General features: G+C 70.6%; 11 protein-coding genes. 10 read left to right on the forward strand and 1 reads right to left on the reverse strand.

All coding sequences use genetic code 11. From position 1 onward, the window contains the following. Positions 1–29 precede the first annotated feature (29 nt). From BA175_RS18570 to BA175_RS18590, 5 genes are all read left to right on the forward strand, one after another. The gene (locus BA175_RS18570; RefSeq protein ID WP_069172556.1) at positions 30–2231 is read left to right on the forward strand and encodes an FtsK/SpoIIIE domain-containing protein; all 2202 of its coding nucleotides are present in this window, start codon (positions 30–32) and stop codon (positions 2229–2231) included. 240 nt (positions 2232–2471) lie between these two features. After that, positions 2472–3056, forward strand: a complete 585-nt coding sequence (locus BA175_RS18575) for a DUF6197 family protein (RefSeq protein WP_069172557.1) — start codon at positions 2472–2474, stop codon at positions 3054–3056. A gap of 193 nt (positions 3057–3249) precedes the next feature. Beyond that, positions 3250–5199 (forward strand): DUF3987 domain-containing protein, encoded by a 1950-nt coding sequence (locus tag BA175_RS18580; protein ID WP_069172558.1) that lies wholly within the window; start codon positions 3250–3252, stop codon positions 5197–5199. Between the two features lie 261 nt (positions 5200–5460). Continuing rightward, the gene (locus tag BA175_RS18585) at positions 5461–5658 is read left to right on the forward strand and encodes a helix-turn-helix domain-containing protein (protein WP_069172559.1); all 198 of its coding nucleotides are present in this window, start codon (positions 5461–5463) and stop codon (positions 5656–5658) included. Between the two features lie 75 nt (positions 5659–5733). Beyond that, entirely contained in the window at positions 5734–7002 is a 1269-nt protein-coding gene (locus BA175_RS18590; protein WP_069172560.1) for a tyrosine-type recombinase/integrase, read from the forward strand. Positions 7003–7077: 75 nt separating this feature from the next. On the opposite strand, the gene glnA is transcribed toward BA175_RS18590, so the two are convergent. After that, positions 7078–8439 (reverse strand): type I glutamate--ammonia ligase, encoded by a 1362-nt coding sequence (gene glnA, locus BA175_RS18595; protein WP_069172561.1) that lies wholly within the window; start codon positions 8437–8439, stop codon positions 7078–7080. Positions 8440–8690: 251 nt separating this feature from the next. Here glnA and BA175_RS18600 point away from each other — a divergent pair, with 251 nt between their 5' ends. The 5 genes from BA175_RS18600 (at position 8691) to BA175_RS18620 (ending at position 14346) form a co-directional block, all read left to right on the forward strand. Continuing rightward, positions 8691–9386, forward strand: coding sequence for a DUF3105 domain-containing protein (locus BA175_RS18600; RefSeq protein WP_069172562.1), 696 nt, complete (start codon positions 8691–8693; stop codon positions 9384–9386). After that, entirely contained in the window at positions 9383–10153 is a 771-nt protein-coding gene (locus BA175_RS18605; protein WP_069172563.1) for a DUF305 domain-containing protein, read from the forward strand. The genes BA175_RS18600 and BA175_RS18605 overlap by 4 nt, the downstream gene beginning before the upstream one ends. Positions 10154–10312: 159 nt before the next feature. Next, positions 10313–10738 carry a CBS domain-containing protein gene (locus BA175_RS18610; RefSeq protein ID WP_069173104.1) on the forward strand — a complete coding sequence of 142 codons (426 nt, stop codon included), beginning with the start codon at positions 10313–10315 and terminating at the stop codon, positions 10736–10738. A gap of 176 nt (positions 10739–10914) precedes the next feature. After that, on the forward strand, positions 10915–12510 hold the full coding sequence (locus BA175_RS18615) for a multicopper oxidase family protein (protein ID WP_069172564.1): 1596 nt from the start codon (positions 10915–10917) through the stop codon (positions 12508–12510). 81 nt (positions 12511–12591) lie between these two features. Next, entirely contained in the window at positions 12592–14346 is a 1755-nt protein-coding gene (locus tag BA175_RS18620) for an NAD+ synthase (RefSeq protein WP_069172565.1), read from the forward strand. Positions 14347–14376 lie beyond the last annotated feature (30 nt).

The following is a 14376-nucleotide window of genomic DNA, read 5'->3' on the forward strand; positions in this document are numbered from 1 at the left end:
CGCCACTCCCCAGAAGGAGCAGGACCAGCATGACCGAGATCCAGCAGACCCCCGCCCCGGCCCCCGCGCCGTCGCTCGCGACCGTGACCCTCCTGCCCACCGCCCGCCCGGCCGAGGAGGCCGCCGACACTGCCGTCCTCGACTCCGCCCGCCAGGTCCTGACCGACCTCACTGGCCCGGCCCCGCTCGCGCCGGTGGAGAAGGTCGACCTGGACACGTTCGACGACGCCCCGCTGCTGCCCGCGTGGATGAAGTCCCCTGAGGGCTGGGCCGCGTACGCCGGCGTCTTCTACCGGGCCCGCCGCCGGGGCTTTCGCCGCTGGGTGCGCCGCCAGCCCACCGACCGTGGCCACGTCCGCCAGTTCGGCCGGGGCACCCGCCGCGCACACGAGTGGGTCGTCGGGTTCGAGGGCGTCCGCGTCCAGGGCGCCGCGCACACCGCGCACGTCCTGACCCGCGAGGCCCGGGCCGCCGCCCGCTCCGCCCGCTTCACCCCGCGTATCACGGGGTCCAAGAAGGAGCTGGCGATGAAGACGGCCGAGAAGCTCCAGAAGGACGCCGAGCAGGCGGTCGCGCTGCACAAGAAGGCGCGCAAGGACCGCAACCGGGCGAGGAACCTGCGGGCAGGAGTCGTCTACGGCCCGCCGCTCGCCGCGATCGGCGGCGGGTTCGTCGCCACCGGCTGGCTCGGTGCGGCCGCCGGCACTCTCGCCACGTTCACCGGCGGCGCGTTCGCCGGACGCAAGCCGTACGAGGAGGAGGCCGACTGGTCGGCCGACTGGCGCTCGCTCGGTGACGGCGACCGGATGACCGCCCCGATGCTCGATGCCGCGTTCCGGGCCGCGAAGGTCATCGGCGGGGACGAGACGCTCAAGGTCGTCCAGATGCCGATGCTCGACGCGCGGGGCGCCTGGTCCACGGTCCTCGACCTCCCGCCGGGCATCCCCGCGAAGAAGGCGATGCGCGCGGTCGACGAGCTGGCCGCCGCGTTCGGAGTCGAGTCCGCCCAGGTGTCCGTCTCCAAGGTCGGCCGGGCCGGGCGGATCGAGCTCTACGTCAGCAAGTCCCTGCCCTTCACCGATAAGCCGGGCCGCGGCCCGCTCCTAGAGCTCGAAGGCGCCACCGACTTCTGGGGCCGGATCGCGATCGGTCCGGACGTGCGGGGCGAGCGGGTCTCGATCTCCGTGGTGGAGCGCTCCGGCCTGGTCGGCGGCGAGCCCGGCGCCGGTAAGAGTGCGTCGGGCAACACGATCCTGCTCGCGGCCGCCCTGGACCCGCGCGTCATTCTCTGGCTCGCGGACGGCAAGGGCGGCGGCGACCTGGAGCCCTTCGAGCCGCTGTGCGACGAGTTCGAGGGGGACGCCGACCCGGAGGCGTTCTACAAGATGCTCGAAGCCGCCATCGCCGACATGAAGAGCCGGTACGCGCTGCTCAAGAAGCTCGGCAAGCGCAAGGTCGACGAGTCGCTCGCCAACCGACACCCGGAGCTCCGGCAGAAGCTCGTGTGGGTCGACGAGCTGATGTTCTACACGACGGACGAGGACTTCGGAAAGAAGATCACCAAGGCGCTCCGCAACCTCGTCAGCCGGGGCAGGGCCGCCGGGATCGTGACCTTCTGCGCGACCCAGAATCCCGGGTCCGACGTCGTCGACACCTCGCTGCGTGACCTGCTCTCCATCCGGTGGGCACTGCGGTGCACCACCCCGGAGGCGTCGGACACGATCCTCGGCAAGGGCGCGGCCGCCTCCGGCTACAGCGCGAAGACGATCGAGTCGGAGATGCGGGGCGCCGGCCTTCTGTGGGCCGAGGGCACCAACCCCCGCATGGTGCGGGCCGACTACTACAGCGACGAGCAGGTCAACGAGCTCCTGGAGCTCGCGCACGATCTCCGGGCGAAGGCCGGGACTCTGCCGACCGGGCCGCGCTCCCTCGCCGACCAGCTGCGCGCCCTGCGCGAGGACGACGCCAACATCTTCGCCGCCGTCGTCGACGCGTTCGAGATCCACTCGGACACGGCCGGGGAGGAACTGGACTGGCTGCCGGGCGCGGCGCTCCTGGCCGTGCTCACGGCGTCGGGCCTGAACGTCACCGCCGAGAAGCTCGGTGCGCTGATCGTGCGGAGCGACGAGGAGAAGAAGGCCAAGCGGGCCTGGGAGGGCAGCCGGGTCTCCGGCTACCTGCGGGCCCGGGTGACGGCCACGATCACCGCCCGCTACGGCCTCACGGCCTGATCCAGCCCGGACAAGGCCCGGACACCCGCCCCAGTTTGGGGGGATTTACCCCCTGCCGGGGCGCGCTCCATCCCGGACCGACCGGCCGAGTCCTGGACGAGCCCCGTCCGGGTCCGGCCCCGCAGCGTCCGAGATACCCAAGCCTCTGACCTGCGACGACGCGAACGCGTCCGGGCCCTGTCCGAGCCGCCGCACTCCCCCAAACAGGTACATAGCGCTCTGCGCTGAGGAGTCGTCACCATGGCCGTCACCCTGCTCGCCGAGACCCCCCGCACCGCCCCCGCCGTCGACGTCGACGCCGCCCAGCTCGTCCGCGACATCGAGCAGTACCTCGCCGCCCGCACCCGTACGACCGCCCACCCGCTCGTCACCAAGACGACGGCCGAGCTCATCGCCGAAGCGCTCGGCACCGCGGCGCCGGCACAACCGGCCGCCGCCGCACCGGAGCTCCCGGGCCGCGCGCTTCGGCTGCTGCCGGACTGGGTCCTGCGCTTCCCCCTCGTACGCCACCGCCACGGCGGCGCCCGGCACGTCACCGTCGCCGAACACCTGGAGCTCACCGCTCTCGTGATCGAGCGCTACGGCTGGGCCCAGGGCACGCACCGCACCACGTCCGGCCGCCGCTGCATCCTCGGAGCCCAGGCCGTGCTCTTCCGGCTCGGCATCGGCGACGAGCAGACCGTGGCCGCCGCCGCGAACCAGCTGCAGAACGTGCTCCAGGTCCGCGGCTGCACCGCCCCCTACGCCAGCTGGAACGACCACCCCAGCCGCACCGAGGCCGACGTCCTGGCCCTCATCCGCACCGCAGCGAGGGCTGCCGCATAGCGCGGGCCTCATCCGATTGCCTCCACCCCTAGCTGTGCCGAGGGCGGCCCCTCTCACGCCAATGAACTGGGCCGCCCTCGTCCAGCCGCTCACTCACGAGAACTGGAGCAACCAGCATGTCTCAGCTCAGCTCATTCCGGCGACACGGCGATGCCTTGCCGACTCAGCACATCGCCGGAAGGCGGCCCGCAGCATGAGCCTCGATCCGTACAGGGCCACCGCCCAGGAGAAGGTCCTGGACGCCGAGCAGGCAGTGCTCGGATCCATGTTGCTGTCCTCCGACGCCATCTCGGTGGTCAGCGGCATCCTTGAGCCGACCGACTACTACCGACCGGCTCACGAGACGATCCACCGCACCATCTGCCTGATGCACGAACAGGGCACCCCTGCCGACCCGATCACAGCAGCCGCCGCGCTGGGACGTAGCGGAGACCTCAACCGGGTAGGGGGCGCGTCGTACCTGCACACCCTGGTTCAAGCGGTACCGACCGTCGCCCACGCCGAGCATTACGCCCACATCATCAGGGACGCAGCCCAGGACAGGCGCCTGGATTCAGCAGGGATGCGCATCCTCCAACGCGGAGACGAGGGTGACACGGCAGCTGTCCGCGCAGACGCTATCGCCGCCCTGGAACAGCTCGCCACGGCCGACCAGTGGGGCGAGCCGACTCCGTTGGGCGAGCACCGAGCTCTGCCCACCTTCCCCGTAGAGAGCCTCCCGGGCTGGCTGCGCGACCAGGTCGCCGCTGTAGCCGAGTTCACGCAGACTCCGCCCGATCTGGCGGCCACGATGGGGCTCGCTGCGCTCTCCACCGCTGCAGGCGGCAGAGTCAACGTCCAGGTACGCCCCGGTTGGACCGAGCAGACCAACCTGTATCTGGTCTGCGCGATGCCCCCGGCGAGCCGTAAGTCGGACGTCTTCGCAGCTATGACCGCCCCGATCTATCGGATCGAGAGCGAGCTCCAGCAGCAGGCGAGGTCCGGCATCATCGAGGCCCAGACGGCCAAGGACGCTGCAGAGTCCGAAGTCGAAGGGCTGATGGCCAAGGCACGCAAGGCCGGTGACGCCGTCGACCGACAGCAGCTGGTCGCCGAAGTGTCTGCCGCCCGCATGCTCGCCGATGACATCAGCGTGCCGCCGACGCCGCGGCTGACCGTGTCGGGAGACATCACCCCGGAGCCACTGACGCACCTCCTGGCCACTCACCGCTGCCTGGCCGCGCTGAGTCCCGAGGGCGACCTCTTCGACATCATCGCGGGCCGCTATTCCGGCACCCCCAACCTGGGAGTCTTCCTCCAGGCTCACAAGGGCGAGCGCCTTCAGACCGACCGCATCACCCGTGATCAGCCCACGGTGGACCGTCCCGCCCTGACGATCGGGGTCACTCCGCAGCCCACCGTGCTGCAGGACCTCGCCGCTGCGGCCGGTGCCCGCGACCGGGGTCTCCTGGCTCGCTTCCTGTTCGCCCTGCCTCCGTCCAACCTGGGGTTCCGGCGCGTGCGTACCGCACCGGTGCCCGAGGCAACGTCGAACACCTACGACGCTCGCCTTGAGCTCCTTGTCCGGACTCTTACCGACCTTCCCGAGGCCGTCACAATCCCGCTCACCACTCAGGCGGACTCCGCTGTCGAATGCCTCCAGGAGGAACTGGAAACGCAGCTTCGTCCCGAACAGCCGCTCTCACACATCACGGACTGGGCGGGGAAGCTGGTGGGCGCCACGGTGCGTATTGCGGGCCTCCTCCACCTCGGCGACCGCATCACGACCGGATGGGGAGACCCTGTCAGCCGCGACTGCGTCCAGCGGGCAGCCGCCATCGCGGCCTACTACACGGCCCACGCCCTGGCGGTCTTCGACCTCATCGGCTCAGACCCCGCCGCGTCCGACGCCGGTCACATCCTTGAGTGGCTTACACGTCCAAGGCAGAACGGCAGCCACCGCACCACAGTGAAGCGCCGGGACGTCGTCGGCGGTGTGCGTCGATTCCGTGGACGTACGGGCGACATCGATCCCGCTCTGCGCCTGCTCGAAGAGCACGGCTATCTCCGGTCCGATCCAGCTCCGGGGCCTGGCCGGGGTCGCTCAGCAAACGTCACCTTCCGCGTCCACCCACGACTGCGGGAGCTTCTGGACGGGCTCTGACCGCCGAAGGTGTCAGCAACGTCAGCAGAAATCGCTGACCAGCAGGAACAGCGCTGGTACCACCGTCAGCAGACGTCAGCAGTTGTCAGCAGAGACTTCCGTTCTGCTGACAACTGCTGACGCGCGCTGACAGCCGTCAGCGCCTCATCGCCGCAGCTCAGCGCTTTCTGCTGACAATGCTGACGCTTCCAGCCCTGGACCAGCGCCAGCACCGCGCGCCCTCACTCCCAGCATCAGCCCTTTGAGTACGAGGAGCCCTCAGTGACGCCCTCACTGCCCGGCCGGTACCTCACACCCGACGACCTCGCCGCACTTCTGTCCGTCCCGCTGGAGACGGTCTACGCCTGGCGGAAGAAGCGCACAGGCCCGCCCGGATTCCGGGTCGGTAAGCACCTGCGCTATGACCCGCAAGCCGTCCACGCCTGGATCGAAAGCCGCATCAGCAGCGGCGCCGCCTGACCCACATTCCACCACCAGAGAGGGCACGGACCACGCGGTCCGTGCCCTCTCTGCATGCGCACAGGAGCAACACGCATGGCAGGGCACATCCAAGACCGTTGGTTCAGAACAGAGACTGATCAGGCTGGCAAGACCACGCGGGTCAGGACGGAACGGCACGGTACCGGCCTGCGCTACCGAGCCCGGTACGTCGGGCCCGATGGCACCGAGAAGTCCAAGTCATTCCCCGATCGGCAGAAGCGGCTCGCGGAACAATGGCTCGCGCACATCGAGGCCGACATGTCCCGCGGTCAGTACGTCGACCCGCTGGCCGGCCGCATTACGTTCCGCGAGTTCACCGAACGATGGATCGCCGCCCAGACCACGGAAATGACCACGCAGTCGTCCGTCGTGGTCCAACTCCGAGGGCACGCGATCCCATACCTGGGAACTCGCCCTCTGGGCTCTTTCCAGCCCGGCCACATCAGGGACTGGCTCAGCGAACTGCAGCGCGCTGTCCCCGCGTCGTCGTATCGGCGCGTGATCTACAACAGCGTCTCCACGGTCCTCAACGCCGCCGTCGACGATGGCCACTTGCCGAAGAACCCCTGCCACGCCCGCTCTGTGCGTCCTCCAGAGCTCTCCAGGCACCGAGTAGTCCCGTGGACGTCTGCGCGTACGTTCTCGGTGCGGGCCGCACTCCCGGAGCGCTACAGGCCCATCGTCGACCTGGGCGGCGGCTGCGGACTCCGGCAGGGCGAAATCCTCGGGCTGCCCGATGACGAAGTCGACTTCGCCTCGGGCTGGCTGCATATCGGGTACCAGGTGAAGGTCGCCAACGGGCATTTGGTCTTCAGTCCGCCGAAGCGCAACAAGGAACGCGACGTGCCCCTGCCCGATCGAGTAGGGGAAGTGCTGAAGCTGCACCGGGAGAAGTTCCCTCCCGTGGCCGTGACATTGCCGTGGCTGCGGCCGGACGGCCCGCTCATCACCAAGCAACTGCTGTTCACTCGTGCTGACGGCAGTGGTGCGGTCCGGCGTACGGACTTCAACACCCGCGTCTGGAAGCCCGCACTCGTGAAGGCCGGCGTCCTGCCGCAGCCGCGGCCCGGCGAACGTCACCAGGCCGCCCGCGAGCACGGCATGCACGCGCTGCGGCACTTCTATGCGTCCGTGCTCCTGGACGCCGGCGAGAACATCAAGGCGCTGAGCACGTACCTCGGTCACAGCGACCCAGGGTTCACCCTGCGGGTCTACACGCACCTCATGCCGAGCAGTGAAGGCCGCACCCGGAAGGCCGTGGACAGCATGTACGAGGCCCTCGCTGCGACAGCAGACGGCCCACAGACGGCCCAGGGCGCCTAGAACGGCTTCGGGCCGACGGCGAGACACCGTCGGCCCGAAGCCACGTACGAGCGCTCTACCAGCGCTGACCTGCCGTTACAGCACCGGCAGCAGGTTCTTCAGCTCGAAGGCCGTGACCTCGCTGCGGTACTCCTCCCACTCCTGCTTCTTGTTGCGCAGGAAGAAGTCGAAGACGTGCTCGCCCAGCGTCTCGGCGACCAGTTCACTCTTCTCCATCAGGGAGATGGCCTCGCCGAGGTTCTGCGGCAGCGGCTCGATACCCATCGCACGGCGTTCCGCGTCGGAGAGCGCCCAGACGTCGTCGTCGGCGCCGGCCGGGAGTTCGTAGCCCTCCTCGATGCCCTTGAGGCCCGCGGCCAGGAGTACCGCGTAGGTCAGGTAGGGGTTGGCGCCGGAGTCGATGGAGCGGACCTCGACGCGGGCCGAGCCCGTCTTGCCGGGCTTGTACATCGGGACGCGGATCAGCGCGGAGCGGTTGTTGTGGCCCCAGCAGATGTACGAGGGGGCCTCGCCGCCGGCGCCGGCCGAGCGGCTGGAGCCGCCCCAGATGCGCTTGTAGGAGTTGACCCACTGGTTGGTCACGGCCGAGATCTCCGCCGCGTGCGTCAGCAGGCCGGCGATGAAGGAGCGGCCGACCTTGGAGAGCTGGTACTCGGCTCCCGACTCGTAGAACGCGTTGCGGTCGCCCTCGAAGAGGGAGAGGTGGGTGTGCATGCCCGAACCCGGGTACTCCGAGAACGGCTTCGGCATGAAGGTGGCCTGGACGCCCTGCTCCAGCGCGACCTGCTTCATGACGAGGCGGAAGGTCATGATGTTGTCGGCGGTGGAGAGCGCGTCCGCGTAGCGGAGGTCGATCTCCTGCTGGCCGGGGGCGCCCTCGTGGTGGCTGAACTCGACCGAGATGCCCATGGATTCGAGCATGGTGATCGCCTGGCGGCGGAAGTCCATGCCGACGTTCTGCGGGGTGTGGTCGAAGTAGCCCGAGCTGTCGGCGGGGGTGGGGCGGCTGCCGTCGACGGGCTTGTTCTTGAGCAGGAAGAACTCGATCTCCGGGTGGGTGTAGAAGGTGAAACCCAGGTCGGAGGTCTTGGCGAGGATCCGCTTGAGCACGAAGCGGGGGTCCGCGAAGGAGGGCGAGCCGTCCGGCATGAGGATGTCGCAGAACATCCGTGCGGTGCCGGGGGCCTCCGCGCGCCAGGGCAGGATCTGGAACGTGCCCGGGTCGGGCTTGGCGATCATGTCCGATTCGTACACGCGGGCGAAGCCCTCGATGGCAGAGCCGTCGAAGCCGATGCCCTCGTCGAAAGCCTGCTCGAGTTCGGCCGGGGCCACGGCGACGGACTTGAGGTACCCGAGAACATCGGTGAACCACAGCCGTACGAAGCGGATGTCGCGCTCCTCAAGCGTCCTGAGGACGAATTCCTGCTGCTTGTCCATAGCCACATCCTTGCAGTTCAGACGGTCCGTGCACCACCGCCCGGGGTAGGGGGGACACTCCAGTATCACGACCCGGGATTTCCCCCAGATTACGCACTCGGTGTGAGAGAGAGCACTCGGCCACCCACTACGATCGGCGCCCGTGGTGTGCATGGGCCGCCAGGGGTTCCCCACAGCCGCGCGTCCACCCGTTCTCCGTCCGTTTTCCCCGTCCCTTCCCATCCCATCCCATGGCCAGAAGGACCGACGACATGAGCTTCGACCCCAGGACCCTCCAGGAGCACCCGCGCGACGACGACCGCGCACGCGACCGCCGCAACCGCGTCGTCGCCATAGGCCTGAGTGCTGTCGTGGTCGCCGGCCTGCTGGGTTTCGGCTCCTACACGCTGCTGGAGAAGTCGGAGGCGAAGGAGAGGAGCGGAGGGAGCCGCGCCGAGGACCGGACCCAGGACGGCAAGCAGGCCGAGCCGGAGGGGCCGGGGAAGGAGCAGCCGGCCGCCGGTGCGATCCCGGGCGAGAAGAGCTGGGACGCGAAGAAGCTGACCCGCAACCACGTCACGACCGACGTGGCGTACCCGATGGAGCCGCCGGTCGGCGGAGACCACGCTCCGGCCTGGCTGAACTGCGACGGCGTCGTATACGGCAAGGCTGTCCCGAACGTCAACGCCGTCCACGCGCTGGAACACGGCGCGGTCTGGGTGACCTACAACGACGAGGCCCCCGAGGCCGATGTCGTGAAGCTCGCCTCCCGGGTCGGGAGCACCCCGTACACCCTGATGAGCCCGTACAGGGGTCAGGCCGGGACGATCATGCTGACCGCCTGGGGCAAGCAGCTCTCGGTGGACACCGCGGACGACCGGCGGGTGGCGCAGTTCCTCGCGCAGTACGTCCAGGGCGCGCAGACCCCCGAGCCGGGCGCGCCGTGCACGGGCGGGGTCGACGGGTGAGCCCGGCGGGCAACCGGCGTGCACGGCGGGTGGCCGGCTCCGTCGTCGCGCTCGCGCTGCTTCTCGCGGGCGCCGCGACGGTCGCCTCCGCACGGGGCGACCGGGGCGCCCCTGCGGACCGCACGCCCACGGCGGATTCGGCGGACGCGGGGTTCGCCCGGGACATGGCCGTCCACCATCAGCAGGCCGTGGAGATGTCCTTCGTCGTGCGGGACCGTACGCGGGACGAGGACGTACGGCGCCTCGCGTACGACATCGCCAACACGCAGGCCAACCAGCGGGGGATGCTCCTGGGCTGGCTGGACCTGTGGGAGCTGCCGAAGACGGCACCGGCAGGGCAGGGGCCCATGGCGTGGATGTCCGGCGGCCACCCCGGCCACCCGGCCGGGCCGGGCACGGGCCACGGATCGGAGCACACCTCGGAGCACCGTCCCGGGCACAGCCCCGGCCACGGATCCGGAGAGGGACCGGACCATGAGGCGGGGGCGGGGGCCGGCCCCCAGGACGGCGCCCTGATGCCGGGTATGGCCACCCGGACGGAGCTGAGGCGGCTCGGGGAGGCCGACGGCGAGAAGGCCGAGATCCTCTTCCTCCAGCTGATGACCGTCCACCACGAGGGCGGCGTCGCCATGGCCGAGGGCTGCGCCGAGCGGTGCGTCGTACCGGCGGCGAAGCGGCTCGCCCAGGGGATGGTCGAGGCGCAGCGCGCCGAGCTGGACCTGATGGCGGACATGCTCGCCGCGCGGGGCGCCGTCACCCGTCCGTGAACACCCTGCCTGTTCCGCGTTCACCTGTGCGGGTGATTGCGGCTCCGGCGTACGCCGGTCCGGGCCTCCCGGGCCAGCGGTGGCGTGCGCCGGACGGGCACACCACAATGAATGTGGCTCGGGGGCGTACGGCATGTCATCGGCACCCAGGAGGAACCCATGACCACCGCCAAGGACATCATGCACACCGGGGCCCACTGGATCCCGGCCCACGAGACGCTCGACCGCGCCGCGCAGATGATGCGCGACCACAAGGTGGGCGCCCTGCCCGTCTCCGGCAACGGGGAGCAGGACAAGATGGTCGGCATCATCACCGACCGGGACATCGTGATCAAGTGCGTGGCGGCGGGGCACGACCCGTCCCAGGTGACCGCGGGCTCGATCTGCGACGGCACACCGCGCTGGATCGACTCGACCGCCGATGTGGACACGGTGCTGGACGAGATGCAGAGCCACAAGATCCGCAGGCTCCCGGTGATCGAGAACAAGAAGCTCATCGGCATGATCAGCGAGGCCGACCTGGCCAGGCACCTCTCCGACGAACAGGTCGCCGGCTGGGCGGAGAGGGTCTACGCCCACTCCTGACGGCGCTCCGCGGCCCCGCTCCGCAGACCGGACCCCGCACCCACCCACCACCGAAGGTCCGGCACCCCGCGCAGAGCCGCGAGGGGTGCCGGGCCTTCGCGTGTCCGGCCTTCGCATGCCGGCCCGGCGTTGTGTCGGGGCCGCTCCCCGTAGCAGACGCGAGTACGGTGCGCAATATGTCTGAAATGCCCAATCGTCGCGCCGTACTCGGCGCCGGTATCGCCCTGGCGGGAACAACAGCGCTCGCCTCCCGTGTCCACGCCGCCACCCCGGCCTCCGCCCCGGCGCACACGCCCTCGGCCGCGCGCGCCGCCGACCGGTACGTCGCCCCCGACGGTCCGGAGGTCCTGGAGGCGGAGGCCCGGCGGGGTGCGGGACCGCTCCGGAAGGTCTCGCTGACCGCCACCGCCTCCCGCCTCGAACTCGGCGGCGGCCTCACCGTCCCCACCTGGTCCTACGGGGACCGGCTGCCCGGGCGGGCGGTCCGCGTCACGGCGGGCGACACGCTCGCACTCACCCTCGCCAACCACCTGCCGCAGTCGACCACGGTGCACTGGCACGGCCTCTCCGTGCGCAACGACATGGACGGGGTGCCCGGGCTGACCCAGCGGCCGATCGAACCGGGCGCGGAGTTCGCGTACAGGTTCGCCGTCACCTACCCGGGGACGTACTGGTTCCACCCGCACTCGGGCGTCCAGCTGGACCGGGGGCTGTACGCGCCGCTGATCGTGGACGATCCGAGGGAACCGCTCGCGTACGACAAGGAGTGGGTGGTCGTCCTGGACGACTGGCTCGACGGCATCGGCGGCTCCACCCCCGACGCGGTGCTGGACGAACTCACCCGCGGCCGGGGCGGAAGCCACGGGACGGCGCCGGAGCACGGCGCGGCGGCGGAGCCCGGCACGGCCGACTCCGGGAGCGACGCGCCTTCGCACCTGCTGGCGAACGCGGACAGCGAGCTGCTCGGCGGCCACGCCGGCGATGTCGCCTACCCGCACTACCTGATCAACGGCCGCCGGGCGAGCGCCCCTTCGGTTTTCGAGGCCCGGCCCGGCGACCGCATCCGGCTGCGCGTCATCAACGCCGGCGGGGACACCCCCTTCCGGCTGGCCCTGGGCGGCCACCGGATGACCGTGACGCACTCGGACGGCTTCCCCGTACGGCACACCGAGACCGGCGCCCTGCTGCTGGGCATGGGCGAGCGGTACGACGTGCTCGTGACGGCCGGGGACGGGGTCTTCCCGCTGACCGCGCTCGCCGAGGGCAAGGGCGCCTCGGCGCTGGCCGTGCTGCGGACGGCGCCGGGAGCGCTGCCGCCCGCCACCGTGCGCCCCGGGGAGCTGGACGGCCCGGTGCTCACGGCCGGCCGGCTGACCCCGGACGAGTCGGTGGCGCTGCCGGCGCGCGAGCCGGACCGGACGGTGCGGCTCTCGCTCACGGGCTCCATGGAGAGGTACGACTGGGCCTTCGACGGCAGGCCGTACGATCCGGCGGTGCGGCGGCCCGTCCGCGCCGGGGAACGGGTCCGGCTGGTCTTCGAGAACCGCACCTCCATGTGGCACCCCTTGCACCTGCACGGCCACACGTTCGCCCTGACCGGGGCGGACGGCAGGCGGTCCCCCGGCGCCCGGAAGGACACCGCGGCGATCCTGCCGAGGCGCTCGCTCACGGTCGACCTCGACGCGGACAACCCGGGGCTGTGGATGCTGCACTGCCACAACCTCTACCACGCGGAGTCCGGGATGATGACGGTCCTCGGCTACCTGCGCTGACCCGCTCCCGGCGGCGCCCGTCCGGTGGTTCCGGCGGGCCCGCCAGGACATCGCGTCAGAAAGACGATTACACTCGGCGGCGTGCCCCAACTACGTCTCGCACTGAATCAGATCGACGCGACCGTCGGTGATCTCGCCGGCAACAGCGAGTCGATCGTCCACTGGACCCGGCACGCCGCCGAGCAGGGCGCCCACCTGGTGGCGTTCCCCGAGATGGTGCTGACCGGCTACCCCGTCGAGGACCTGGCTCTGAGGTCGTCCTTCGTCGAGGCCTCGCGTCGGGCGCTGCGCGCGCTCGCTGCCCGCCTCGACGACGAGGGCTTCGGCGAACTGCCGGTCGTCGTCGGCTACCTCGACCGGTCCGAGCACCCCGCCGAGCGCTACGGGCAGCCCGCGGGGTCCCCGCGCAACGCCGCGGCCGTGCTGCACCGCGGTGGGGTCGCGCTCAACTTCGCCAAGCACCACCTGCCCAACTACGGGGTCTTCGACGAGTTCCGGTACTTCGTGCCGGGCGACTCGATGCCCGTCGTCCGCGTGCACGGTGTCGATGTGGCGCTCGCGATCTGCGAGGACCTCTGGCAGGACGGCGGCCGCGTCCCGGCAGCGCGTGCCGCCGGGGCCGGGCTGCTGCTGTCGATCAACGCCTCCCCGTACGAGCGGGACAAGGACGACACCCGTCTCGAACTGGTGCGCAAGCGCGCCCAGGAGGCGGGCTGCACGACCGCCTACCTCGCGATGATCGGCGGCCAGGACGAGCTGGTCTTCGACGGGGACTCGATCGTGGTCGACCGGCACGGTGACGTCATCGCCCGCGCCCCGCAGTTCGCCGAGGGCAGTGTGGTCCTGGACCTGGATCTGCCGGCCGCTCCGGCGAAGGCGCCGTCCGGGGTGGTGAACGACGGGCTGCGGATCGACCACGTGGTCCTGTCGGGCGAGCCCCTCCCGGCGTACGAGCCCGAGCTCGCCGGGGGGTACGCGGAGCGGCTCGACGACGACGAGGAGCTGTACTCCGCGCTGGTCGTGGGCCTGCGGGCGTACGCCGCGAAGAACGGTTTCAGCAGTGTCCTGGTCGGCCTCTCCGGCGGCATCGACTCCGCGCTCGTCGCCGCCATCGCCTGCGACGCGCTGGGCGCCCACCACGTGTACGGCGTCTCGATGCCGTCGAAGTACTCCTCGGACCACTCCAAGGGCGACGCGGCCGAGCTGGCCCGGCGGACCGGCCTCCACTTCCGCACCGTGTCGATCGAGCCCATGTTCGACGCGTACATGGAGTCGCTGGGGCTGACGGGACTGGCGGAGGAGAACCTGCAGTCGCGGCTGCGCGGTACGACGCTGATGGCCATCTCCAACCAGGAGGGCCAGATCGTCCTCGCGCCGGGCAACAAGTCCGAGCTGGCGGTGGGCTACTCCACGCTCTACGGGGACTCGGTCGGGGCCTACGGGCCGATCAAGGACGTGTACAAGACGTCGGTCTTCCGCCTCGCCAGGTGGCGCAACCGGGCCGCGGAGGAGCGGGGGCAGACCCCGCCGATCCCGGAGGCCTCCCTCACCAAGCCGCCCAGCGCCGAGCTGCGGCCCGGCCAGGTGGACACGGACTCGCTGCCGGACTACGACGTACTGGACCGGATCCTGGAGATGTACGTCGACCGGGACCAGGGCCGGGACGCCATCGTGGCGGCCGGTTTCGACGAGGCGCTGGTGACGAGGACGCTGCGGATGGTGGACACGGCGGAGTACAAGCGCCGGCAGTACCCGCCGGGGACGAAGATCTCCCCCAAGGGCTTCGGCAAGGACCGGCGGCTGCCGATCACGAACAGGTGGCGCGAGTCGGTCTGACCCGGCACGGACGCGGGGCCCGTACACCAG

This window comes from Streptomyces griseus, from assembly GCF_001715295.1.
Taxonomy (GTDB): Bacteria; Actinomycetota; Actinomycetes; order Streptomycetales; family Streptomycetaceae; genus Streptomyces; species Streptomyces griseus_G.

What these genes read in the sequence shown, in the direction of transcription:
- BA175_RS18570 (WP_069172556.1), top strand. Translation starts at nt 30, where the DNA reads ATGACCGAGATCCAGCAGACCCCCGCCCCGGCCCCCGCGCCGTCGCTC.
- BA175_RS18575 (WP_069172557.1), top strand. Translation starts at nt 2,472, where the DNA reads ATGGCCGTCACCCTGCTCGCCGAGACCCCCCGCACCGCCCCCGCCGTC.
- BA175_RS18580 (WP_069172558.1), top strand. Translation starts at nt 3,250, where the DNA reads ATGAGCCTCGATCCGTACAGGGCCACCGCCCAGGAGAAGGTCCTGGAC.
- BA175_RS18590 (WP_069172560.1), top strand. Translation starts at nt 5,734, where the DNA reads ATGGCAGGGCACATCCAAGACCGTTGGTTCAGAACAGAGACTGATCAG.
- glnA (WP_069172561.1), bottom strand. Translation starts at nt 8,439, where the DNA reads ATGGACAAGCAGCAGGAATTCGTCCTCAGGACGCTTGAGGAGCGCGAC.
- BA175_RS18600 (WP_069172562.1), top strand. Translation starts at nt 8,691, where the DNA reads ATGAGCTTCGACCCCAGGACCCTCCAGGAGCACCCGCGCGACGACGAC.
- BA175_RS18610 (WP_069173104.1), top strand. Translation starts at nt 10,313, where the DNA reads ATGACCACCGCCAAGGACATCATGCACACCGGGGCCCACTGGATCCCG.
- BA175_RS18615 (WP_069172564.1), top strand. Translation starts at nt 10,915, where the DNA reads ATGTCTGAAATGCCCAATCGTCGCGCCGTACTCGGCGCCGGTATCGCC.